At 53.5% G+C, this 24135-nt stretch carries 22 protein-coding genes and 1 pseudogene; 12 read left to right on the forward strand and 11 right to left on the reverse strand.

Annotated features, from left to right (window positions below; genetic code table 11):
- Nucleotides 1-46: 46 nt before the first annotated feature.
- Both GKC68_RS22645 and GKC68_RS22650 read right to left on the reverse strand, forming a co-directional pair.
- Nucleotides 47-460: an ASCH domain-containing protein gene (locus GKC68_RS22645; RefSeq protein ID WP_028722634.1), complete on the reverse strand. Its 414-nt coding sequence runs from the start codon at nt 458-460 to the stop codon at nt 47-49.
- 53 nt (nt 461-513) lie between these two features.
- Complete coding sequence (locus tag GKC68_RS22650; RefSeq protein WP_058706795.1) at nt 514-1065, reverse strand: thioredoxin domain-containing protein; 552 nt, start codon at nt 1063-1065, stop codon at nt 514-516.
- Between the two features lie 343 nt (nt 1066-1408).
- On the opposite strand from GKC68_RS22650, the gene GKC68_RS22655 reads away from it, so the two are divergent.
- The 3 genes from GKC68_RS22655 (at nt 1409) to GKC68_RS22665 (ending at nt 3662) form a co-directional block, all read left to right on the forward strand.
- Nucleotides 1409-1993 (forward strand): flavin reductase family protein, encoded by a 585-nt coding sequence (locus GKC68_RS22655; RefSeq protein ID WP_014333259.1) that lies wholly within the window; start codon nt 1409-1411, stop codon nt 1991-1993.
- 12 nt (nt 1994-2005) lie between these two features.
- Complete coding sequence (locus GKC68_RS22660) at nt 2006-3022, forward strand: NAD(P)-dependent alcohol dehydrogenase (protein ID WP_058706797.1); 1017 nt, start codon at nt 2006-2008, stop codon at nt 3020-3022.
- 112 nt (nt 3023-3134) lie between these two features.
- Nucleotides 3135-3662, forward strand: coding sequence for a sterol desaturase family protein (locus GKC68_RS22665; protein WP_028722637.1), 528 nt, complete (start codon nt 3135-3137; stop codon nt 3660-3662).
- Here the strand turns inward: GKC68_RS22665 and crtB are convergent.
- The 6 genes from crtB to GKC68_RS22695 form a co-directional block, all read right to left on the reverse strand.
- Complete coding sequence (crtB, locus tag GKC68_RS22670) at nt 3601-4530, reverse strand: 15-cis-phytoene synthase CrtB (protein ID WP_028722638.1); 930 nt, start codon at nt 4528-4530, stop codon at nt 3601-3603. The two genes, GKC68_RS22665 and crtB, sit on opposite strands and share 62 nt — an antisense overlap.
- Entirely contained in the window at nt 4527-6005 is a 1479-nt protein-coding gene (locus GKC68_RS22675; RefSeq protein ID WP_047713651.1) for a phytoene desaturase, read from the reverse strand. Before GKC68_RS22675 ends, crtB begins: the two co-directional genes overlap by 4 nt.
- Nucleotides 6006-6016: 11 nt before the next feature.
- A complete protein-coding gene (crtY, locus tag GKC68_RS22680) occupies nt 6017-7165 on the reverse strand; it encodes a lycopene beta-cyclase CrtY (protein WP_028722640.1) in 1149 nt (382 codons plus the stop codon).
- Complete coding sequence (locus GKC68_RS22685; protein WP_110982693.1) at nt 7149-8444, reverse strand: glycosyltransferase; 1296 nt, start codon at nt 8442-8444, stop codon at nt 7149-7151. The genes crtY and GKC68_RS22685 overlap by 17 nt, the downstream gene beginning before the upstream one ends.
- Before the next feature lie 9 nt (nt 8445-8453).
- Entirely contained in the window at nt 8454-9362 is a 909-nt protein-coding gene (locus GKC68_RS22690) for a polyprenyl synthetase family protein (RefSeq protein WP_110146451.1), read from the reverse strand.
- Between the two features lie 244 nt (nt 9363-9606).
- Nucleotides 9607-10155, reverse strand: a complete 549-nt coding sequence (locus GKC68_RS22695; protein ID WP_264228468.1) for a YtfJ family protein — start codon at nt 10153-10155, stop codon at nt 9607-9609.
- Nucleotides 10156-10304: 149 nt separating this feature from the next.
- On the opposite strand from GKC68_RS22695, the gene GKC68_RS22700 reads away from it, so the two are divergent.
- Nucleotides 10305-10523 carry a helix-turn-helix domain-containing protein gene (locus GKC68_RS22700; protein WP_028722644.1) on the forward strand — a complete coding sequence of 73 codons (219 nt, stop codon included), beginning with the start codon at nt 10305-10307 and terminating at the stop codon, nt 10521-10523.
- Between the two features lie 59 nt (nt 10524-10582).
- Here the strand turns inward: GKC68_RS22700 and GKC68_RS22705 are convergent, their stop codons facing one another.
- A complete protein-coding gene (locus GKC68_RS22705; RefSeq protein WP_221612089.1) occupies nt 10583-12319 on the reverse strand; it encodes a DUF2534 family protein in 1737 nt (578 codons plus the stop codon).
- A gap of 63 nt (nt 12320-12382) precedes the next feature.
- Nucleotides 12383-12811, reverse strand: a complete 429-nt coding sequence (locus GKC68_RS22710) for a DUF2946 domain-containing protein (protein WP_028722646.1) — start codon at nt 12809-12811, stop codon at nt 12383-12385.
- A 185-nt stretch (nt 12812-12996) separates the two neighbouring features.
- Between GKC68_RS22710 and GKC68_RS22715 the strand changes: the two genes are divergently transcribed.
- A complete protein-coding gene (locus GKC68_RS22715; RefSeq protein ID WP_028722647.1) occupies nt 12997-13938 on the forward strand; it encodes a D-2-hydroxyacid dehydrogenase in 942 nt (313 codons plus the stop codon).
- Nucleotide 13939: 1 nt separating this feature from the next.
- Here the strand turns inward: GKC68_RS22715 and glsB are convergent, their stop codons facing one another.
- Nucleotides 13940-14860: a glutaminase B gene (glsB, locus tag GKC68_RS22720; protein WP_342656950.1), complete on the reverse strand. Its 921-nt coding sequence runs from the start codon at nt 14858-14860 to the stop codon at nt 13940-13942.
- Between the two features lie 267 nt (nt 14861-15127).
- Between glsB and clcA the strand changes: the two are divergent.
- The 7 genes and pseudogenes from clcA to hcp all read left to right on the forward strand — a co-directional run bounded on the left by clcA (nt 15128) and on the right by hcp (nt 23968).
- Nucleotides 15128-16533: pseudogene (gene clcA, locus GKC68_RS22725) on the forward strand (H(+)/Cl(-) exchange transporter ClcA).
- A gap of 1095 nt (nt 16534-17628) precedes the next feature.
- Nucleotides 17629-18126, forward strand: a complete 498-nt coding sequence (gene tssB / locus GKC68_RS22730) for a type VI secretion system contractile sheath small subunit (RefSeq protein WP_047713656.1) — start codon at nt 17629-17631, stop codon at nt 18124-18126.
- Between the two features lie 33 nt (nt 18127-18159).
- A complete protein-coding gene (gene tssC / locus GKC68_RS22735; RefSeq protein ID WP_342656913.1) occupies nt 18160-19707 on the forward strand; it encodes a type VI secretion system contractile sheath large subunit in 1548 nt (515 codons plus the stop codon).
- Nucleotides 19708-19724: 17 nt separating this feature from the next.
- Complete coding sequence (gene tssK, locus GKC68_RS22740; RefSeq protein WP_047713658.1) at nt 19725-21065, forward strand: type VI secretion system baseplate subunit TssK; 1341 nt, start codon at nt 19725-19727, stop codon at nt 21063-21065.
- The gene (gene tssL / locus GKC68_RS22745) at nt 21062-21751 is read left to right on the forward strand and encodes a type VI secretion system protein TssL, short form (protein WP_047713659.1); all 690 of its coding nucleotides are present in this window, start codon (nt 21062-21064) and stop codon (nt 21749-21751) included. The genes tssK and tssL overlap by 4 nt, the downstream gene beginning before the upstream one ends.
- The gene (locus GKC68_RS22750) at nt 21748-23472 is read left to right on the forward strand and encodes an OmpA family protein (RefSeq protein ID WP_264238827.1); all 1725 of its coding nucleotides are present in this window, start codon (nt 21748-21750) and stop codon (nt 23470-23472) included. The genes tssL and GKC68_RS22750 overlap by 4 nt, the downstream gene beginning before the upstream one ends.
- 4 nt (nt 23473-23476) lie before the next feature.
- Nucleotides 23477-23968, forward strand: a complete 492-nt coding sequence (hcp, locus tag GKC68_RS22755) for a type VI secretion system effector Hcp (RefSeq protein ID WP_089528446.1) — start codon at nt 23477-23479, stop codon at nt 23966-23968.
- The last annotated feature ends 167 nt before the right edge of the window (nt 23969-24135 follow it).

The raw sequence follows: 24135 nt of genomic DNA on the forward strand, positions 1-24135 counted from the left end.
GCGATTTACGCCGTTAATCCGGATAGCTTGTGGATTAACGGCTGATTCAGATCACTTCGACCAGTTGGAAAGTTTCGAATATCAATTCCATTTCAGTGCTAAATCCACCGTTACGCTGAAAAAAGCGTTGATGTTCACGCTGCCAGTACTCAAGGCTCAGGTCACCTTCGCCTTCCATCATGGCCATCTCCGGCGTAACGCGATCGAAGCGTGTCACAAACAGCCCCGTCGTCCTGATGACGCAAACCGGATTATCCGCGCCGTTTAAGATGATGCTATAGCCGCCGGGTTGCGGTTGCACGTCATCTTCATACCAGCCTTGCAGGGAACTGCAGGTGGCGATTTTTTTGCCGGTAAGGACCAACGTGGCCAGTTCATTGGCCAGAGCGGGTGAATCGCCAAACGACCAGGCCAGCGCGTTAGGGTATTTCGTTTTAATCTGTTCAAGCGTCATTGTCATATTAAGTCCTTTTATATCAGGGCCTGAATGGCTGCTTTTGGGCAGCGAGTCTGTCAGGCCAGAATACGTTTTGCCCACTCATCAACCGTATCACCACTGCCGATATCGGGCTGTACCAGGCCATTAATCATAAAGGTAGGGGAAACATGAATGCCGTTCTGGCGGGCATATTTACAGTGCCATTTGATCAGGTTTTGCAAATCAGCCCGGTCAAATGCGGCGTAAGCATCAATGCCGCTGTATTCCCTGAGCCTGGCGAGGAGCTGGTTAGGTGTAATTGCCATATTAGGACCGCGACAGTGGTCTGTAAACTCAAAGGCTTCCCGATGATCGGCAACGGCCTGCAGAACCGCTTTAGCCGCCGCTTTACTTTCTACCGATGCCGCGAGGATGTAGCGCACGATTACGCCAGAGTACATGTGCCAGGGCTGCGACTGAAGATGAATTTTGAGTGTCATTTTATCTTCACCAACCTGCTCTAAAAGCGCATCGAATTTGTTAAACGCGCGGACAGAGAAAGGGCAGGTGGGTTCGATAAAAACCTCAAACACCTGTGAACCTTGTCCCCAGACAAGAGGTTCAGCCTGTAGCTTGTCATTGTTCATAGCAACTCCCGTAACGATAGTTAAAATTGTGCCTCACTGACTGTGACAAACTTACGCTTATTCTGCCAGGCGATCCTGCCAGCAGCCTGATAAGGATTAGTCTTATTTCTCATCTTTCATACCAAACCGAACTAAAATTATCCCTTCAGCGGTTACGCTTGTCTTGCAACCTGTTTAAAATTTTAAGATTGTTAAATCATGATATTAAACACTATTTTGTCAAGCTAAGGCACAAAGCGGCAAGTTTATCTGAGATGAAAACCGCTAAAGTATCGGGTTTATCAACCTGCAAACCCGGTGCACTGGCGTTGCATTGCCTGGCCCAGTCATTAAGGATTTTCGAATGTCGCACTTTCGTCCTGTCGCGCTGGAACACGCAAGCCGTTTGCTGAACCACGGACCGACTATATTAATCACCAGTCGGGATAGTCAGTCACAGCGTCGCAACATCATGGCCGCCGCCTGGTCCGTTCCCGTCGAATTTTCGCCGCCGCGGGTAGCGATTATTGTGGATAAATCGACCTGGTCACGTGAGCTGATTGAAGCCAGCGGTGCATTTGGTATTTGTGTCCCTGCCGCGCAATTTGTCGATCTGGCTTATGCCGTTGGCAGCACGACCGGGCGCGACCAGGATAAATTTGCGGCTTTTGATATTCAGGCCAGCGAGAGTCAACACTTCGGTGTGCCGCTGTTGGAAGAGAGCTGTGTAGCGTGGATGGAATGCCGTCTGTTACCTGAAACCGAAGCGCAGCAGGCGTACGACACGCTGTTTGGTGAAGTGGTCACCGCTGCGGCAGACAATCGGGTTTTTTACGACGGTCGCTGGCATTTCGATGACAGCAACTCAGCGCTACACACTTTACATCATCTTGGCGGCGGTCAGTTTGTGACAGTTGCAAATACGCTGACTGCCAAAACAACGCGTTAAATGAGGTACAGAATGACAATTAAGAGTTACGCAGCCATGCAGGCGGGACAAGCACTGGAGCGTTACGACTATGATCCCGGCCCGTTAGACGCTGAAGATGTAGAAGTTGAAGTTGAATACTGCGGCGTATGCCACTCAGATCTGTCGATGATCGATAACGAATGGGGAATTTCAGCGTATCCCGTTGTTGCCGGTCATGAAGTGATTGGACGCGTGGCTGCGCTTGGCGAAAGTGCCAAAACGAAAGGCCTGAAAGTGGGACAGCGCGTGGGCATCGGCTGGACAGCCAAGAGCTGCCAGCATTGCGATCCCTGCATCAGCGGCGATCACGTCAACTGCGCCAGTGGCACCACAACCACGATTGGCAACAATGGGGGTTTTGCTGACAAATTGCGCGCCAACTGGCAGTGGGTTATCCCATTGCCTGAAAAGCTGGATGCGGCCACGGCCGGTCCCCTGCTGTGTGGTGGGATTACCGTCTTTAAGCCCTTGCTTATGCATAACATTACCGCAATGAGCCGCGTCGGCGTGATCGGTATTGGTGGTCTGGGCCACATCGCCATTAAGATTCTGCACGCGATGGGCGCAGAAGTGACGGCGTTCAGTTCTTCGGCCAATAAGAAGCAGGCTATTCTGGATATGGGCGCCGATCATGTGGTGAACAGCCGCGATCCGGAAGCGTTAAAAAGCCTCGCGGGCCAGTTTGACTTGATCATCAGCACGGTCGCCGTCGATCTCGACTGGCAACCCTACTTTGCGGCCCTGGCGCCTCGCGGTAAGTTCCATACCGTTGGTGCCGTACTGAAGCCGTTCGACGTGCCGGCTTTCAGCCTGATTTTAGGCGACCGCGCCGTGACGGGTTCTTCAACCGGTTCACCTGCGCAGCTACGTTCACTGCTGAAGCTGGCTGGCCGTGCAGATATTGCGCCGACAGTGGAGTACTTTCCGATGTCGAAAATCAACGATGCACTGGACCATGTTCGTGCAGGTAAAGCCAACTACCGTGTGGTTCTGAAAGCCGACTTCTGATCCCTGGCGCGCCTTTCCGGCGCGCCTTTTTCCCTTCCCGCCGCCAGATCGGCTAATCTCTGTTAAAATTGAATCCTTAAGCCTGCTGCCAGACGTCTCTACCGGAGAAATTATGTTGTGGATTTGGAATGCCCTGATCGTTTTCGTTACCGTGATTGGCATGGAAGTGGTTGCTGCACTGGCACACAAATACATCATGCACGGCTGGGGTTGGGGATGGCATCTTTCACATCATGAACCGCGTAAAGGTGCGTTTGAAGTTAACGATCTTTATGCCGTGGTTTTTGCTGCATTATCGATCCTGCTGATTTATCTGGGCAGTGCAGGAATATGGCCGCTCCAGTGGATTGGCGCAGGTATGACGGCGTATGGATTACTCTATTTTATGGTGCACGACGGGCTGGTGCATCAACGTTGGCCATTCCGCTATATTCCACGCAAGGGCTACCTCAAACGGTTGTATATGGCGCACCGTATGCATCACGCCGTCAGGGGCAAAGAAGGTTGTGTTTCTTTTGGCTTCCTCTATGCGCCGCCCCTGTCAAAACTTCAGGCGACGCTCCGCGAAAGACATGGCGCTAGAGCGGGCGCTGCCAGAGATGCGCAGGGCGGGGAGGATGAGCCCGCATCCGGGAAGTAAGGGCCTGACCAGAGGCGGCCAGCAGCAGCGTTAATTTTTCGGGCGTGGTCGTTGACTGCCGCTGATCCCAGGCTTGCTGACCGGCCTGTTCGACTTTTACACCTATTTTCCGGTAAACCTGCTTCGCCGTAGCGATTGCCCAGGCGGAACGCAGGGGCAACCCAGCCAGGCCCGCTGTGGCAGACAAATAGTAAGGTTCTGCTTCCTGCACCAAACGACGGGCGATACGGCTCAGCGCCAGTCGGTTTTCAGGTGCCGCATAATTCTCTTTGTTGAGACCTTCATGCTCAAGCCAGCTTTCCGGCAGATAACAGCGGCCAGCATGCGCATCGTCCACAATGTCGCGAGCAATATTGGTCAACTGAAATGCCAGCCCAAGGTCACAGGCGCGGTCCAGCGTGGCGTTATCCCGTACGCCCATGATTTGCGCCATCATCAAGCCGACAACGCCTGCAACGTGATAGCAATAGCGCAGCGTATCATCCAGCTGGCTGTAGTGCGCTTCGCGTACATCCATGGCGAAGCCTTCCAGATGATCAAACGCGTAAGCCGGGGCGATATCATGAGCCATAGCCACTTCCTGAAAAGCCGCAAACGCCGGTTCGTGCATCTGCGATCCTGCATAGGCCTGGCGCGTTTTCATCTCAAGTTGCATCAGACGTTGTTCGGGCGTTTGTAAGGCCGGCTGCCGGGCCTGAAAGCCCAGCGTCTGGTCGTCAATAACATCGTCACAATGGCGGCACCAGGCATAGAGCATCAGTACGCTGCGCCGGGTTTTTGCATCAAATAACTTTGAGGCTGTCGCAAAACTTTTCGAGCCAACTGCCATCGTTTCGACCGCATGATTGAGTAACGACGGATTATTCAAATCAGATCCTCCAGCATCAAACCTGCTGTCGCTTTTGCCGAGCCGATGACGCCAGGAATGCCTGCACCGGGATGCGTGCCTGCGCCGACCAGGTAGAGATTAGTAATGGTTTTATCGCGGTTATGCGGCCGAAACCAGGCGCTCTGGGTAAGAACGGGCTCCACAGAAAAGGCTGAGCCCTGATAGGCATTAAGCTGGTCGCGAAAATCAAACGGCGTAAACATCCGGTGCGTGACCAGCTGACTCCGTAAGCCAGGCATGTAATGCTGCTCAAGGTACTCAAAAATACGGTCGCGTAGTTTTGGCCCCTCAACCGTCCAATCGAGGTTCGCGGTGCCTAAATGCGGCACCGGCGCCAACACATAGTAACTGCCGCAACCTTCAGGCGCCAGTGACGAATCCGTGACACAGGGCGCGTGCAGATAAAGTGAGAAGTCTTCTGCGAGGCCATCATGATTAAAAATTTCGTCAATCAGTTCGCGGTAACGTGGGCCGAAACAAACCGTGTGATGCGCGAGCTGATCATGATGGTGATTCAAACCAAAATAGAGCACAAACAGAGAGTTACTCATGCGTTTAGTCTGCAGTTTGTTGGACTGCTTAACCGCGGCAGGGTGTTGTCTTAGCAGGTCACGATAGGTATGAACCACATCAGCATTTGACGCGACGGCTTGCGTCAGGAACCTGCGACCGTCCTCTAAATGCACGGCTTCAATTTTGTTTCCTGTCGTTTCCATATGGCTGACTCTGGCGTTTAACACGACTTCACCACCCAGATCCTGAAACAGCTTTATCATCCCCTGAACTAATGCGCCGGTGCCGCCACGCGGAAACCAGACGCCCCATTCACGCTCCAGCGCGTGTATCAACGTGTAAATGGATGAGGTGGCGAAGGGATTGCCGCCCACCAGCAGCGAGTGGAAAGAAAACGCCTGGCGCAGATGTTCATCTTCGATGTAACCGGCAACCTTACTGTAAACGCTTCTCCATGCCTGCAGTTTTGCCAGTTGAGGTGCGGCGCGAAGCATGTCTCTGAACGATAAAAAAGGGACAGTACCGAGCTTCAGATAGCCTTCTTTAAACACCGCGCGTGAATAGTCCAGAAACTGACGATAACCTTCGACATCGCGGGGATTAAACTGCTGAATCTGCGCTTCGAGCCGGGTTTGATCGTTATCATAATTAAAGACCTTCCCTGACTCCCAACACAGGCGGTAAAACGGCGTAACCGGCAGCAGTTCGACATACTCTTTTAACTGTTTTCCTGCCAGTGCAAACAGTTCTTCAATGGCACTGGGATCGGTGATAACCGTCGGGCCTGCATCAAAGGTGAACCCCTGATCCTCGTAGACATAAGCCCGACCGCCGGGTTTATCGCGTTGTTCAAGCAGTAAGACGGGGATCCCCGCAGCCTGTAGACGAATTGCCAGTGCCAGGCCACCAAAGCCTGCACCAATTACCGTAGTTGGTTTCATGTAGTCGCTCTTTAACGATGAGTCGTCATAATGGCTTGCAATGCTGCTAATACCGGAACAGGCGGCTTGCCGCTCAGAATACGTAGCCGATCGGTCAGCGTGAGTTTTCCCGCATAAAAACGGGCAATTAAATCTTCAGGTAAACCATAAAAACGCTGCATAACCCGCCAGCGTGAATCGGCGGGCCCGGCTAAAAACAGCATGCGATTCAGCATGCGGAAAAAGCGCTGCTGCTGCCAGCGCTCGCGGGCAAAATGCGTAATGGCCTGGTGAATTGAGGCCGACGTAAAGACATCAAGTGCGCTCAGGCGGTCGGCCACGGCAACCGCCAGCGGCAGTGAGTATCCGGTGGTAGGATGGAACAGACCGGCACGTAATCCACTACAGGCGAGGGGGCGCTGCTGCCAGAATGCGTTGGCATTGCCCGACAGGGTGATGGGTAAGGCGCCCTGTTCTTCACGCAGTAGTGTCTGAAGTTGCCAACCCTGTTGCGCGGCATAGTCGCAAATATTTTGCCGCGCGCGTTCAGGATCTAATGTCGCATTATCAATATAGTGCGTGTCTTCAATTAACAATCTGGTCGGCGAGAGCGGCAGGCTGTACACGAAGCGATAACCATTTTGCTGATCGACCGTGGCATCCATGATAATCGGAGACGATAAACCATGCGGTTGGCTCAATCGCCATTCCTGGCCAATAAACGCCTGGAAGCCCACGCTCAGTGCTGAGTTTGCCGCATAACCCCGTCCGTCAACCACCGCGCGGGCACCGATAACCTGACCCTTTTTCAACCGAACAGATTCCGCATTAACTTCTGCGACCGCGGTATCCATCCACAAGTGCGGGCCAAACTGTCGCTGTAAAACCTCAGCGAAACGCTGAGAAGTTATACAGAAATAGCTGCTGTTCAGCTTACGACGGCGAGTGGGAAAGCGCACCTGATAGTCGGGCCAGTGATGAACCACCAGCGGGGCTATCCAACGATGTTGGCTCTCAGTCAAATCATCGTGGTGAAATGACCACGTATGATTCCCGCCCGCCTGCGGTGCGGCGTCGATAAGCAAAATACGCATATCAGGTTGCTGCTGCTGAAGACGCAGGGCGATAAGGCCATTGGCGAGTCCAGCCCCCACGAGAATCAGATCATAATGCGGTTGCATAGCCGCTCCCACTTAAGACAGGCTGACCGGTGCGCATAACCTGCTCAATGATATCGGCAGCGGCCATGGTGCCCCCTGCCAAACGAAGGGCGGTCTGGATTTTCGCCATGCGCTGCTGAAAGTCGACGTTGGTCAGCAATGCACGCATCTGGCGGGCCAAAGCATGGCTGGTGGTAAAGCGGGAAGCACGCTTGCCGATGCCGTGATAAACGATGCGTGACGCGACGCCGGGCTGATCAAATGCCAGTGGAAGCGCTAAAAGGGGTGTCCGGTAATTAATCGCGTCCAGTACCGTATTCATGCCGCCGTGGGTGATCGCCAGCTGCGCCTGAGACAGCGCGACTGACTGATCGGCAAAATCCACCACCTGTGTATAACGGCTTCGCGCCAGCTCTTCACACTGAGCGGGCGTAAGGCGACCACAGTGGGCTAACAGGAGCTGACCGTCAATTTCTTCACAGGCTTTCACTATCGTTTTAAACAGCCCAAAACGGTGTCCCTGAAGCGTGCCCAGCGAGGCGAAAATCCGGGGTTTTTCTGAGGATGTAAAATAACGGGATGAAGAGGTTGACGGTGCGTGCGTTTCGCGCAGGGGCCCGACGGCATGAAAACAAGCCGGTAACGCTTGGCGGGGAAAATCCAGTTCAGGAACAAGCTGGCTGATTTGCGCCAGTGGCGAAAAACACTGGTGGAGCTTTTGCCGGGGGGCTAAGCCCATTCTGTGGCTGTGTTCGGCAATGACACGGTCATGACGACGCATTAGCCAGTCATAAATTTTTTCACTGGCGGCATAACGTTCGCGAGCCGCGTCGCTGGTACCGTATTCGAAAGGCATTACCGCAAGGGGCATGTCCGGTTCACGATTGAGAGGCAGCGCGCAGGCGACGGAGACAAAGGGCAGTCCCAGAGCATCAGCAACGAGCGCGCCTGCCGGTTCCATTTGATCAACAATGACGCCATCTATCGCCAGATCGTTAAATGCCTGGGGGAGTTCGCGGCACAGCATATCGGTGGTGCGCGCCATTTCATTGATGAGCTTCAGCATTGACGGCCCCAGAGGATGCGCCGCCAGGTGTAGCACGCGCGTTAACGCGCCGGGGGGATGGCTGTCTGTCCCGACGGCATGAAATCCAATGGTTTCGCTATCGATCAAGTGTTTAATATCATGTTGCTGAATAAAGGTCACCCGATGGCCGCGCGCGACCAGTTCCTGGGCGAGATTCTGTAATGCGCGAACATGGCTGTAAAAAGGCGGTGCGATCGCCGCGAAATGGCTCATGCAGCATCCTTAACTGACGGCAGCGAGTTTTTTGTCAAACCAGGCCTGAATAAAATGTTGAGTGGCGTGCCCGTTTTGGCAGGCCGCAGAGAGATGCTCACTGGCAAGATGAAGATGTTGTCTCAGACGTTCTTCAACCGCCCTTGGGCCTAACAGATTAACCAGCGTCGATTTACCGGCGTCCTGATTGCTATCCTTGCCGGTGTCGGTCATGCCGTCGGTCAAATCGTCCAGCAGTTGAAATGCCTGACCAAGGTCAAGTGAAAAACGATGCAGGCAATCACGCGCTTCGCTGGAGGCATTCGCAACGATTGAGGCCATCTGCATGGAGGCACAAAACAGCGTGCTGGTTTTAAAGTGATTCGTCATCAAAATAGCGTCAGCGCTGCGCGGCTTATCCCCTTCAGACAGGTCCTTGAACTGACCCTGTACCAATCCTTGCATGCCGATGGCGTTTGACAGTTCAGAAACCGCCCGATTTTTTGCCAGCGGCGTGAGGCCATCTGCATCGGCAATCACGCCAAAGGCTTTACTCAGCAAGGCAACCGCCGCCAGAATTGCCACATGCTCTCCATAACGACAATGAATGGTGGGGCGACCGCGTCGCAGCTTCGCATCGTCCATGCAGGGCATATCGTCGAGGATCAGCGAAGCCGCGTGGACCATTTCCACCGCACAGGCCAAATCCAGTAATCCGTCATGGCTGACAGCGCAGCCCAGATCGCGGGCGGTCAGCAACAGCAACATGGGGCGAATACGTTTTCCCGGTGCCAGCGCACCTTCACGCATCGCGGCACCCACAACATCCCGTTCTCCTTCCACGGGCAATAACTGATCAAGGCGTCGATCAATATCAGCCAGTAACTGCTCCGCAGCATCGCGAGTGAGATGAACGTGTTTTTTTGCGCAGACCGTCATTCGGGCTGTCCTTATAAACGGATACATTTACGGCAACGCGAAAGATGCGGTGCCCTTCAAAGAGACGCTTAATCTGCCATAACATGGTTGGCAGGCTTACCCGTTATTTTACATTTAGGGTTACAGGTTTTTTTTTGCTAAATCCACATCGTTAATACTAGTTGAGCTTGTGGAAAAGGTGGAAAATTCATAAACCTCCGTCGTATAGGCAGACGGTGCGGCATCTTTATCGGGTTGCCCGGGTTCAGCCCGTCAGCGCCCGTAATGTTGCAATGACCTGAGAAACATCATCCGTACTGAGCACCGAGTCTTTCGCAAACTTTACCTGACCATCAGGGGCCAGCACGATGACAGCGGCACCTTCTGGCTTAAGCTGCCAGCGATGTTGTGCCACGCCGCTACTGTCGATAATAAATTGTTGCCATGGGGAAGCTTTTTTACTGGAGCGGATACTGTTAATCACAAACAGACTGCTGCCAGGCAAAGCATCATCTGTATTCACGATAGTGGTGGTCTGGAACCGGTCTCGTGGCAGGTTGGCACGCTGCAGGGCCGCAATAAGCGGGGCGGACTGCTCTTTGGCCGACAATCGTCCTGCAACATGAATCACTAAACGTGTCCGACCCGGAAGAGACAGGCTGTTCCATTTTTGATAGTTAACCTTGCCGCCATCCAGCCGCATTTCACCTTTATCCGCAATAAAAACTGACGGAAGGGGCTGCCCGATCACGATGTTATGCGCGCTGGCCCAGCAGGAAACGAGCAAAAGCGCCATCAATCCATAACGTTGCACAGTCTTATCCCTGTTTTTAGGATCTGAGTTACCAGCTTAGCAACTTTATGCACTTTCAACTGTTTTATGCCCAATCCTGTTTGAGATCAATATAGCCGGGGAAGGACTGAACAAAAATGCATCAGAAAGTGATGATCAGGAGGTGAAAAATGCACTCAGATTGTATGACATTATCTGAAATGGCAGCCTATCTAGGGGTTTCACAGGCAACCCTGGTCAGGGCGCTGTGTAATGAGGGCGCGTTAGAGGGGGTGCCGCTTCCCGAAGGACTGGATCACCTGCCGCTGACGCAACGACACTGGTTAAAAGAGGATGTCAGCCAGTTAAAACACGCGTTGCAACGCGTTCACGATATGCATCATGATTAAAGACACGGCTTAGCATGCATTTTGAATCATCAAACGCCCGCACAATGCGGGCGTTTTTATTACTTGCCCTGCTCGTCACTTTCACCCAGGAAAAAATACCAGAGTGGAATCGACATCAAGCCGGTAAATACGGTGGTATAAAGCAGAATCATCATGGCCTGAGTGATATACATCATTATCGTCCAGTCGCTGAACGGAATATTGTATTGCTCAATGACGCCACTCACCATGGCGCGTGCCATAACGGTTCCCACAATAATTGCCAGAATGACCACGCTGCGAAGGAAATAACGCATCTCTTTACGCTTAACGGCAAACCGGGATTGAACAATCGCCAATGGAGACTGTTTATCCAGCGGTGTGACAACCTCCTGACGTGAAGCACGCTGTGCTTTTCGCCAGCGCTGGATATCAAGCAGTAAGAAAGCCAGTAAACTCACGCCCATCAACGGCAGCGCATAACCGAGTGCGAGAGCCAGGATCAGGCTGGCCCCTTGCTGATAGCGCGGTAAGACCTGCCATGCTGCGAGCAGCGTCTGCGCGGGATTGGCCTGCGGTAATGCCGGACGGCGAATCCACCACATGCGATAACCCAGAACGATCATCACACATAACCCCGTACCAAACAGCGCCAGGATGAGTTGGTTCGGTAAGCCAAACAGCACGCCCATATGTGCATCTACGCCCCAGCGTGTCAACTTCGCGACCAGCGGGAAATGGGCAAACTCCACGTGATCGACAATATTGAAGTCACCAGGATTAACGGAAACCGAATCAACCTGGGTTGGCCAGCGGCGATCGATCTCACTCACTGTCCATGCCTGACCGGCGCTTTTCGGCTGGCGTAATTCAATTTTTGCCGCCTTGAGACCTGCGCTACGTGCGGCCGCCTCAACCCTGTCCCAGTCTGCATCAGGCTGATTAAGGATAACGGGTTTGTCGGTCTTGTGACCTGGCAAGCCATGCAGTGTGCCCCCCATTACCATACCGTCCATCGTGGCATGATGTTCAGCATGAGGATCGGCAGCCACCACCGGGGCATCGCCATTTAGCGCTGTTCTGACCTGAGGCGTCAGCCAGCCAAAATCGCTGCGCATTTTATCAATATTACTGCCTGCCCACTGTGACCAGGTTAATCCCGTTACCGAGAAAAAGACCAGACCAAGGGACAGTACTAAGCCGAGCGTAATATGCCAGGAACGCGTTAATATAAAGCCGGAACGCGGCTGTCTGACCTTGCGTCGCGGACGCGTACCCAGCCACAGCAGAATGCCACCCAGTGCCGCAACCCATAACCATGACGCCGCCAGTTCGCTGTAATTACGGCCAACATCGCCCAGCAGCAGACCGCGATGAACCTGATCGAGCCACATGCGCAGAGGTAATACGCCGCTGGTGCCATAAACCGTCATGTCCCCTTTTACAGCGAGCGTATAAGGGTCGATAAAAACAGAACGTGATTCCGAAGGGCCTGACTGCGGCTCTGAAAACTGCACGCGCGTCGTGTCGTGTTCACCCGGCGCAGGCCTTACGGCATAAATCCGGGCATTACCGGCATAACGCCTGGCCGCACTAATTTGATCGGAAAGCGGCTTTGCAGTGCCCTGGGCGTGAGTGGTGAGTGCATCTTTATAAATCAGGTTCTCTAACTGCGGCGTGATGACATACAGCGTGCCGGTTAATGCCGCAACAAAAATAAAGGGCGCAATAAACAGGCCAATATAAAAATGTAAACGACGAAGAACATTCAACATCGCACCGCGTTGAGGAAGATTGTTTTCCCGTGAAAAAGTCATAGCGATTCCATATTTTCAGAATACCGGGCTTTTCCTCCTGCGCCATGGCGTAAGAAGAAAAGATCACATCGAGGAAATAAACAACCGGGGCAAGGGTGGTGCGCGGGGTCGATAAATACCGTTGAGGCGCGTTAACGCCAAGCGCGCAATGTGCCGGGGCGGAGGTGCGCGACAGGTCAGGCAGATCAACCAGATGAAGGGAATAAATACCCACAACATTAACGGAACATGCACCAGCAGATCGCAATAACCGCAGGCGAGGCCGTCGTTCATCATACTGTGATCGGTCATCGCCATATCGCTGTGATGATCCATCATCGGCATATCCGCGCTCATGCCTGACATCGTCATCGCATCATGGCGTTCAGCAAGATTTTTTGATACCACAGGTGCAATAAACAACAGCAGTACAGCCAGTATCGCAATACAGGCGCTCAGTTGTTGTTGTTTACAGCGGGTGGATTTCATCATCAGGACAGGATAGTTATTCACAATTTCAGGGCAGCAGTGTAACGCGACGGAGATAAAAGGGTTAAAAAAAATGACATTTAAACCATCGAAAGTCGCACCTTTTGAACACCTTCACTCAAATTGGCTTTGAAATTAACTTTATCGTTACTCATGCCGTACATTTAAATAACATTATTTGTCGGTACTATTGTTATAAAGGAGATCTAATGAAAATTGTAACTCTCGATGGCGACACATTGCCCGTGCCACCGCCCCAGCCCGCCTGGTGTAGTGACTGGCAATTTCGAAAGGACACGGCCGAAGACGAGATTGTTACAGCGCTAAAGGGGGCGACCATTGCCATCACCAACAAGGTGCCCTTACGTGCGGCGACGCTGGCACAGCTCCCCGACCTGCGATACATCTGTGTCACGGCAACGGGCTATGACTGCATTGATATTGCAGCCTGCAAAGAGCGTGGCATTGTGGTAAGCAACATTCCGGGTTACTCAACGCAAAGTGTTTCGGAAGGCGTGATAGCGTTTATTTTTGCCTTGCGGCGTCAGATTGTGGAATACGCCAACAGCACGCGTCACTCCTGGCCTGACTCCTCTCATTTTTGCCTGCACCGGACGCCGATTCAGGACATTGCTGGCGCAACGCTGGGTATTGTTGGAAAGGGCGACATCGGCAGCGCAGTCGGCAGGCTGGCACAGGCCTTGGGAATGCGTGTGCTTTACGCCGAACGCAAAGACAGCAGCAGGATCCGTGACGGCTATGTCAGCTTTGATGCGATGCTGGCCTCCAGCGATATCATTTCACTGCACTGCCCTCTTAGCGAGCAAACCCGTCATCTGATCGATCGCGAGACGCTGGAAAAGATGAAACCCCAGGCATTGCTGATTAACACCGCGCGGGGCGGCCTGATTCACGAGGCGCAACTGGCAGATGCCCTGCGGAAGGGCACTCTTGCCGGTGCAGCGCTGGACGTTCTCAGCAGTGAACCCCCTGCGCGGGATCACCCTCTACTCCAGCCCGATATCCCCAATCTTCTCCTGACACCGCACATTGCCTGGGCGAGTAACAGCGGCATGCACAATCTGCTTCAGGGAATCATGGTGAACCTGGCGGGATTTGAGCAAAACCGGCCCGTGAATGTCGTGAGCTGAATCAGAATATCGAACGGCCGAGTTTGTCAGTCAGGCACTCCAGCGCGGCGGTGCCGGCTAACGAATTGCCCGCGCTATCCAATCCGGGTGACCAGACCGCGATGCTCATTTCCCCAGGAATGACGGCAATGATACCGCCGCCAACCCCGGATTTGGCGGGCATGCCCACCCGCCAGGCAAATTCGCCGGCCCCGTCGTACATACCGCTGGTAATCATTAGCGCATTGATCTGCCGCGCCTGGCGGGAGGAAATCAGGGATGAGCCATCCAGGGTTTTTCCCTGATTAGCCAGATAAATAAAACTGCGAGCCAGTTCAATACAGTTCATGGACAATGAGCAGTAGTGAAAATAAGTCTGCATAACGCTGGTGACGTCGTTGTCAAAATTACCAAATGACTTCATCAGCCACGCGATAGCCGCATTGCGGGCAGAGTGTTCATATTCAGAACGGGCGACGTGACGATCGTACTGAATATCCGATTGCTGACTGAGCTGACGGATTATTTCCAGCATACGCTGACGCGGTGCTGTCAGCCGGGTTTCAAGCAAATCGCAGATCACCAGCGCCCCGGCGTTAATAAAGGGATTGCGGGGTTTTCCCTGCTCCAGTTCAAGCTGAACCAGCGAATTAAAAGGCTGACCGGAGGGTTCTTTACCCACTCGCCGCCATATCTCCGCATCCTCATAACGCGTCAGCGCGACGGTGAGAGAGAGCACTTTTGAAATGGACTGGATCGAAAAACATGTTTCAGCATCGCCCGCCTGAAAAACTGTGCCATCACGTAAACAGACCGCTATACCAAGATGGTCGGCCGCGACGTCAGCCAGCGCCGGAATGTAATTAGCGACTTTGCCCTGATGAACTAACGGACGAACCTGCTCAAGAACGGCTTCGAGCAGGGTATTACTGAGAGTGGTCACACACGCGTCTCCAGAAAGATCGTTGATGGCGCAGGATGATGAGCGTCCTCAGGCTGCAAATCAATGGCTTGCACATAAAATTGTCAGACGAGGCCAGAAATTTTTTCAGGCGTGATGATTACCCTACATCATCCCTTATGCAGCAGGTTGCTGATTTAGTAAAATTCGGAGATAAATAAAAGCGAGGAATTATGGCGGGGATACGATAACCTCTGGATTTAATTTGCATTGTTGGTGCTGTTCAGCACGCTAATTTTGAGGTCAGGCATGCGCGCTTTTGTCTCAAACCGACCCGGTCTTTTTCGCCCCCGTCGGCTACGGTTGTTACAATATCTTATTCGGCGAGATAAAACGCCGGTTGCCTTATTACTGCTCGCCGCGCTGGTGGGCGTATTAACGGGCCTGACGGCGGTGGCATTCGACAGAGCGGTAAATTGGGTCATACATTCCCGCCTCCACTGGCTGAGCCAGTTTGAAACTAATGCCTTATTAATGGGCATTTTTGGCTTTGTTTTTTCCGCAGGGCTGGCAGCGTCAGGCTATTTTCTTGTCAGGCGATTTGCACCTGAAGCAGGTGGTTCAGGCATTCCTGAAATAGAAGGTGCGCTGGAGGAGTTAAGGCCCGTACGCTGGTGGCGAGTTTTACCGGTTAAGTTCGTTGGGGGCTGGGCGCGCTGGGCTCTGGCATGGTGCTTGGGCGAGAAGGGCCGACAGTACAGATTGGCGGCAACATTGGCCGCATGTGTCTGGATATCTTCCGCATGCGGTCTTCTGAATCCCGTCACACTATTCTGGCGACCGGTGCGGCTTCTGGCCTGGCCGCCGCCTTTAATGCCCCACTGGCCGGCATCCTGTTCATCATTGAAGAGATGCGCCTGCAGTTTCGCTTTAGCCTTATTTCTATCAAAGCCGTCTTTGTTGGCGTCATTACCTCAAGCATTGTTTTTCGCGCGCTGAACGGTAACGAACCCATTATTAACATCGGGCAACTGAAAGATGCGCCGATACAAACCCTGTGGTTATATTTGCTGTTAGGGATTTTATTTGGCGGCTGCGGTGTGGCCTTTAATCGTCTGATATTCACGCTGCAGGATCTGTTTCAAACGCTTCACAAGGGCCGGACCTCGCGTTGGGTGCTGGGCGGTGCCGTGTTGGGCGGATCATGTGGTCTGCTGGGGCTGGTACTGCCTCAGGCCGTCACTGGCGGTATTACGTTAATTCCTGACTTTTCAGCCGGTACATACACCTCCGCCGCTTTACTCTCCCTGTTTTTTCTTCGCGCGCTGATCACCTTACTGTGTTTCGCATCCGGGGCGCCAGGCGGTATTTTCGCGCCGATGCTGACGCTCGGCACATTACTCGGCATCAGCGTCGGACAACTCTGTGTCGCGATGTTTCCGGCGTATCATCTTGAAGCGGCAACCTTTGCGGTGGCGGGCATGGGGGCGTTATTTGCGGCCTCGGTACGCGCACCCTTGACCGGCATTATTCTGGTGCTGGAGATGACGAATAATTATCAGCTTATTTTGCCGATGATTATTACCTGCCTTGGGGCTACCCTGTCCGCGCAATATTTCGGCGGAACGCCGTTGTATTCAACGCTTCTCGCCCGGACACTGGCAAAGCAGCAACAAAGTGAGGCGGAGGCCAACGCAACGCACGATCGGGCCTGAGTACGAGGAGCAGGGCGAAACGGCAAAGATATTAACGCCGGGAATCTGGCCTGAGGTCGGGCGGCAATCATTCTTGAAACGGTTTATCCGGAGGGCGGATAAGATCGCACCTGATAAAGACAGGATTGTTTAGGTTGACGCCCGGCGGTGGCATTCAGACTCGGCGCAGTGCTGGCAGCGCCGGGAACGCCTTACAGAATTCTAAAAATAGCTGGTGCGGGCTCCACGCGCTATCAGTGTTCTCTTCATGCTTCGCTCACAGGCCAGGGTCACCTCAGCCGATTATCGCGTCTCTGCGGCACAAAACAGGCTCTAAAGCGCATCGCGCGTAGTCTCTTTCACGCGTAAATGGGCATTTTTGTGCGCGCTTCTTCCTGACCCATGCTCGCGCGTTATTTACCCACATTCTGGTGATTCATTTTGGAATATGACAACCCATGACGCTACGGCCTTATAAACCACGTGGCGCTATAAAATGGACGGAAAGAGCAACAGGAAGGCTGTTTTTACGCGTGGCTAAAGACGCCTGTGTTTCTGGCTAACGATGCTGGCTGATAATGGCATTGTCAGTTATGCCCCGGTTTCAGCCTGTAACTGTACCCGATGTGACAGGATGACTGAACTGAGGGCTTATCGTTTTAAACGTTGATGACAGGCTCGCCTTCGGTACGTAAACCTGGGAAGTCTTCCCTGTAACAATTGGCATGTTCCTCACGTGAAATAAGGTTATGACTTTCCGCTTATCGGATACGCTATTTTTATCTTCTTCCTATGCCCAATGTCAGCCTTGAAAGGCTATGGGTATTCCCGCTTCCTGAGCAATGATTTGAGTCAATTCGAGATCGTTATATTCCCGATTCCCTGTACGTTCTTGTTACTACGATATTAACGTTTGTTCATTGTATTAGCGGTAGACCAATCTTCTGGTGGGCTACAGGTGTTCGACATTGTTAATCAGTGGAAAATTCTTAATAAAAATAATTTTTAGGATTAAAGGTCGGTAAATTTGATCTTGTTTCGATCATTATTCCAATTTTGCGTGTATATAATTTTGGTCTCAAAAGTGTGTGCAGCAATAAATCGAGGGATGATGAGATGACGGATAGTTTTCAGAGTGAAGTGCCAAAGGCACGTATTAATTTAAAACTGGATCTGCATACGGGGGGCGCAAGCAAGAAAACTGAGCTCCCTCTGAAATTACTTGTGGCGGGCGACTTCAGTAATGGTCAGGAGTCTGCACCGCTGCCTGAACGCAAAAAAGTTAATCTTAACAAAAATAATTTTGACGCCGTGCTTTCTGAATATTCCCCAAAATTAAACCTGACTGTTAAAAATACGCTTGCCGATGACGACAGCGAAGAAAACATCAGCCTGTCATTCCAGAGCATGCAGGATTTTTCTCCAGAGCAGGTTTCCCGCCAAATACCTCAACTGAAGGCCATGCTTTCCATGCGCAATTTGCTGCGTGATTTAAAAGCAAATTTACTGGATAACCAGACTTTTCGAAAAGAGCTGGAAAAAATTCTGCTCGATCCGGCCTTAAGTGCAGAGCTCCGATCTGAGCTGTCTGCGCTGGCGCCTAAACAGCCATAACGGTCACGACCTTTTAACGGATTAATAAGGAAGATGTTGATGTCTGTAAAAAATGAGAATGCCACTGGCGGCGAGAATGTGGTGCTAGAACGTCCTGCTGCAGGTGGCGTTTATGCGTCCCTGTTTGAAAAAATTAATCTAAACCCGGTTTCTGAGCTGAGTGCGCTGGATATCTGGCAGGATGCACAGGCGATGTCGGATGCGACTGCCGATGAACGATTAACTGCCGGCATGCAGGTGTTTATCGAATGCCTGACAAAATCAGGCTCAAAAGTTGAAAAACTCGACAAGCATCTGATTGACCATCACATCGCGGCGCTGGATGACCAGATCAGTCGTCAGCTTGATGCCGTTATGCACCATGAGGACTTTCAGGCAGTAGAAAGCCTGTGGCGCGGCGTGAAATCCCTTGTCGACAAAACTGATTTTCGTCAGAACGTCAAAATTGAACTGCTGGATATGTCTAAAGTAGACCTGCGTCAGGACTTCGAAGACAGCCCCGAAATTATCCAGAGCGGGCTGTATAAACATACCTATATCGATGAATACGATACGCCGGGTGGCGAGCCGATTGCCGCGCTGATTTCCGCTTACGAATTTGATGCATCTGCGCAGGATGTCGCTCTGCTACGCAACATTTCGAAAGTGTCTGCCGCTGCGCATATGCCGTTTATCGGCTCTGCCGGCCCGGCGTTCTTCCTTAAGGGCTCCATGGAGGAAGTGGCGGCCATCAAGGATATTGGTAATTACTTTGACCGCGCAGAATACATCAAGTGGAAATCTTTTCGCGAAACAGACGATTCCCGCTATATCGGTCTGGTCATGCCGCGCGTACTGGGGCGCCTGCCGTATGGCCCGGACACCGTGCCTGTTCGTAGCTTCAATTACGTGGAAGAAGTGAAAGGCCCGGATCACGACAAATATCTGTGGACCAACGCCTCGTTTGCTTTTGCCTCCAATATGGTGCGCAGCTTCATCAATAACGGCTGGTGCGTGCAAATTCGTGGCCCACAGGCCGGTGGTGCCGTTCAGGACCTGCCAATCCATCTGTACGATCTGGGCACTGGCAATCAGGTGAAGATCCCGAGTGAGGTGATGATCCCTGAAACACGAGAATTTGAATTTGCCAATCTGGGATTCATTCCTTTGTCCTATTACCGCAATCGTGACTATGCGTGCTTCTTCTCGGCGAACTCGACCCAGAAACCGGCACTCTATGACACAGCGGATGCAACGGCCAACAGCCGTATCAATGCCCGTCTGCCATACATTTTCCTGCTGTCGCGCATTGCGCACTATCTGAAGCTTATCCAGCGTGAAAACATCGGTACGACGAAAGATCGTCGTCTACTGGAGCTGGAATTGAATACCTGGGTGCGCAGTCTGGTAACGGAAATGAGCGATCCGGGTGATGAGCTACAGGCTTCTCACCCACTGCGTGACGCAAAAGTGACAGTGGAAGATATTGAGGATAACCCGGGTTTCTTCCGCGTGAAACTGTACGCGATCCCGCATTTCCAGGTAGAGGGGATGGACGTCAACCTGTCACTGGTTTCTCAGATGCCCAAGGCGAAATCATAAGCTAAGGCAGGAAGCCGATGAAAACGGAACAACCGTTATGGGGCAGGGGCGTAATGGTCTCTCCTCAACACTTCCAGCAACAGGTCGCGTATGCGGCCTGGTCTGCCGAAAGTATCGCCAGAATGGGGTTATCACAGCCCTGGGGCGTGATAAATGTGGCATTTGAACCGGAAACCCTGACGCTGGGGCGTCTGCAGGCCCGCCATTTGCACATTCGTTTCCCTGACGGGACGCTAATCGATACGGATAATGCTGACGATCTACCGCCGGTGCTGGCGCTGCAAAATGAGTTACAGGACGTGGTGGTGGTTTTGGCGCTTCCGCTGCTGCGGGCGAATGGTGGCAACTGCCTTAAACCTGATGAGGTGGCCGAGCGTCCGGTTCGTTATCGCCAGTGCTGGCGCGATGTACGCAATACGTTTGGCGACGATATCCGTCAGATTGCGGTGATGCAGCCAGCGCTGACGCTGCGGTTTGCCCATCAGGACAACAGCGATTATCTGACCTGCCCGGTTGCCCGCCTGCAGCAGGATTCGCAGGGTTCATGGCAACTTGATGAGACGTTTCTTCCTCCCCTTCTGTCCATCCGGGGCAGCCGCTGGCTGGTGAGTCAGTTGGAACAGCTGATGACGCAACTACGTGCCCGTCTAAGTCGTCTGATGGCCATGCGCCGTGAAAGTAACGAACGTATGGCTGATTTTGCCGTGGCCGACGTGTCCTTGTTCTGGCTGCTTAATGCCCTCAACAGCGCTGCGCCTGTGCTGGGGCAGTTTCAGCGTCATCTGCAAAGCCCGCCGGAGCGTCTGTATCCGGAACTTGCGCGGCTTGCAGGCAGCCTGCTGACCTTCTCACTCGAACACCAGGTGAGTGCGATTCCTGTCTGGCAGCATGAGCAACTGAATAACGTCTTCCCGCCGCTCTTTGACCTGCTGGGCGACCTGCTGGAAGCCAGCCTGCCGTCGCGGGTGGTGGCGATTGAGCTTGAGCATGATGCCCGGCTTCACTTCTGGCAGGCGCGTTTGCATGACCCACGTCTGCGCGAAGGGGCGGATTACTATCTCTCTGTGCGATCCCCGATGCCAGCGGCACAACTGCAGGAACAGTTCCCGCATCAGTGCAAGGTTGGTAGTCCCGATCATGTCAGGAGTATCGTCAATTCATCACGGGTGGGCGTACCGCTGACGCCACTGCGCCATGTGCCGGCAGCCATTCCGCTGCGTCTGGAAAACCAGTATTTCAGCCTGGATGTCTCTCATCCCCTTGCCACCGAAATGCTTCAGGGCGGCACCTGTATGTTTTACGTGCCTGGCATGCTCGGTGAGCCTGAACTTGAACTCTTTGCGGTACTGAGAACATGAGTGAGCATAAACGCGGCCCGGCCGCGTCCATTGATATTGATGCCCTGCTGCAGGACACCTGGCTGCAGGTGATCAGCCTGCGTCACGGTCCGATGTTTCAGGATGGCGAAGGGCGCACGTTGTGGGAGCGCTGCATTGCTGATGTTGAGCGTGTGCAGCGTGAGCTGAAAGCGGGCCAACTCGATGAAGCCAGCTGTCAGCATATTCTCACAGCGCAGTGCGCGCTGCTCGATGAGGCGGTCAAAGGTCGCGGTGTGGAAGATGATGCCTGCGTGCAGTGGTATGACATTCCCCTGCAGGGACACTTTCTTGGCACCATGGACGCCGGAGATACGCTGTGCGATCGGATGCGCGGTGTCCTGCGTGAACCGGCTCCCGACCTTGCCGTTGTGACCTGCTTTCAGCGGGTCATGATGCTGGGCTTTCTCGGCAGTTTTCGCGCGCTGGACGATCCGGAACGTCAAAAACTCGTCAACGCACTTAGCGAACATGTTGCGCCGTTCAGCTATCCACAAACCCATCCGCTACTGGTGGAAAGCCGTATCAGACGGGGCTCGGGCGGCTGGATGGCATCATGGCCCGTGCGTATTGGTTTGAGCGCTGTCGTGGTGGCCGCACTTTGGTGGGGACTGGATCACTGGTTGGATCAGACGCTGCTTACCCTGTTGCCGGGAGCCGTAAAATGAGCCCCGCTCAACAGCGCGGACTTGCGCTGTGGGCCGCCCTGCTGAGTGCAGTGGTCTGCCTGGGTTTCCTGCCTGTATCCCGACTGGTTTCTGTGCTCATTCTGCTTACCGTTCTGGGGCTAATCATCGCATTCTGGTCTGTGGCCAGTCGTCGTGCGGAGCAGAATGTCATCCTGCAACTGGATGATCTGCCAGAAGCCTCTTATCGTCAGCCCGTGGTGCTGATCTGTGGCGATCTGCCGCTGGCATGTATGCAGCAGTCACCGGTACACACTGTCACGCAGGGATGCTGGATCCGCGTGGAGGACCAGCAGGACCCGGAGCAGGCCGCCCGTCAGGTGCTGTGGCTACGTCCTGACTGGGGAGGTCAGCTGTCGGTGATGGTTTGTATCTGCCCACAAAAACAGGCTGACAGCGAAGCCCTGACCCGGCGTCTGCTGACTCTGCGCTGGCAAATCAGCCAACTGCGTAAAGCAACCGGTCATTCTGTGCCGCTGATTCTGAATTGTCAGATCGGCAGCGCGATGACAAATGAACTGCTCTGGCAGGCGGCTATCGCGGGGGAAGGGGTGAGGATCTGGCGTGAGTCCTCAGCACCGTCGTCAATCGCTGAATGGGGCACCACTGGAGGGGCACCGGCGATGCAGCAGCAGGTGATAATGAACAGCCTCAGAGGCTGGTTCTGTCAGCATGTCCAGCCTGTCTTCATGGATGAGAACGCCGATGTTCCTGTCATCGTACCTGCCGCAGTGCTGTGGGGAATGGGGCCGATCCTTACCGGAAGCCTGGCGACGTCGCTCTGGTCGGCGTGGCTTTCGCGTCACACCGCAATGCGGCAGGTGACGGGATGGCAACCAGCCGAAACGAACGGTTCGGTTCTCTCCCCACTCCCGAATTTTATTCTGCCGCTGCTGCCGCAAGGGCAGGGCATGACGCCCCGTGGCAAAACCTTAGGCTATGCATGCACTCTTTTCACCCTTGTAGCCCTTGCTGCTCTGCTCAGCAGTGGCTGGAACAATCGCCAGCTGTTGCATCGCGTGAGCTTCGATATTGCCCGCTATGACCGTATCCCGATGCATGATTTTGAAGCTAAGGCCGATGCCGTTGCCGTTCTACGTGACGAGGCGGCAGAACTGGATAGCTGGGCGCGCAATGGCGTACCGGTTCGGATGAGCCTCGGTCTGTACCAAGGCGAGCGCCTGCGAATGCCGGTGCTGGATGCTATCCGTTCGTATGTACCGCCCTCCGTGCCTTCATCCGTGCCGGCAGAACCCCGGCCAGCATCCATTCCGGTTCCGACAATCGTGCGGCTCGACAGTATGTCGCTGTTTGATTCCGGCAAATCGGCGCTGAAAGACGGGTCCACCAAAATGCTGGTGAACTCACTGGTCGGCATCAAAGCGAAGCCAGGCTGGCTGATTATCGTATCCGGGCATACCGATAACACCGGCAATCCGCAATTAAACCAGGCGCTGTCTCTGAAGCGTGCCCTAGCGGTGCGTAACTGGATGCGTGATACCGGCGGCGTACCGGAAAGCTGTTTCGCGGTGCAGGGCTATGGTGAAAGCCGCCCTGTCGCTGCCAATGGCACTCCGGAAGGGCGCGCGCTCAACCGCCGTGTCGAAATCAGTCTGGTACCTCAGGCGAATGCCTGTCAGATACCGGATTACCCCCTGGCGTCATCGCAGGATGATGGCGCATCACAACACAATGGAGAGTAATTTCATGGCAATTCCTGTTTATCTCTGGCTACAAGACGACGGCGGCGCGGACATAAAGGGTTCGGTTGACGTTCAGGATCGTGAAGGCAGCATCGAAGTGGTCGCGCAGGCGCACAACCTGTACATCCCGACCGATAACAACACCGGCAAGCTGACCGGCACCCGTATTCATACGCCGTTCCTGTTCACCAAGGAAATCGATTCATCCAGCCCGTATCTCTACAAAGCGGTAACCACCGGTCAGACCCTCAAGTCTGCGGAATTCAAATGGTACAAAATCAACGATGCGGGTCAGGAAGTGGAGTACTTCAACACCAAACTGGAAAACGTGAAGGTGGTGAAGGTGAACCCCGTGATGCATGACATCAAGGATCCTTCTTTTGAGAAGCACAACCACCTTGAGCGCATCGAACTGCGTTACGAAAAAATCACCTGGACCTATAAAGACGGCAACATCATCCATTCCGATTCCTGGAACGAACGCGCTACCGCGTAAGCCCGATGCGGACAGGGTTTCCTGTCCGCAGTTTTTTGCTGAGTGCCTGTATGAAGCGGGCTTTCAGCAAAGAAAACCACAAACTGCCCGCCTGACCGTATGCGCTTTGGTCCCCTTCACGGGAAACAGCGAGGGGCGGTAGCCTGTCCAGGAACCGACAAAGAGAG

The organism is Pantoea sp. RSPAM1 (assembly GCF_038816185.1).
Taxonomy (GTDB): domain Bacteria; phylum Pseudomonadota; class Gammaproteobacteria; order Enterobacterales; family Enterobacteriaceae; genus Pantoea; species Pantoea ananatis.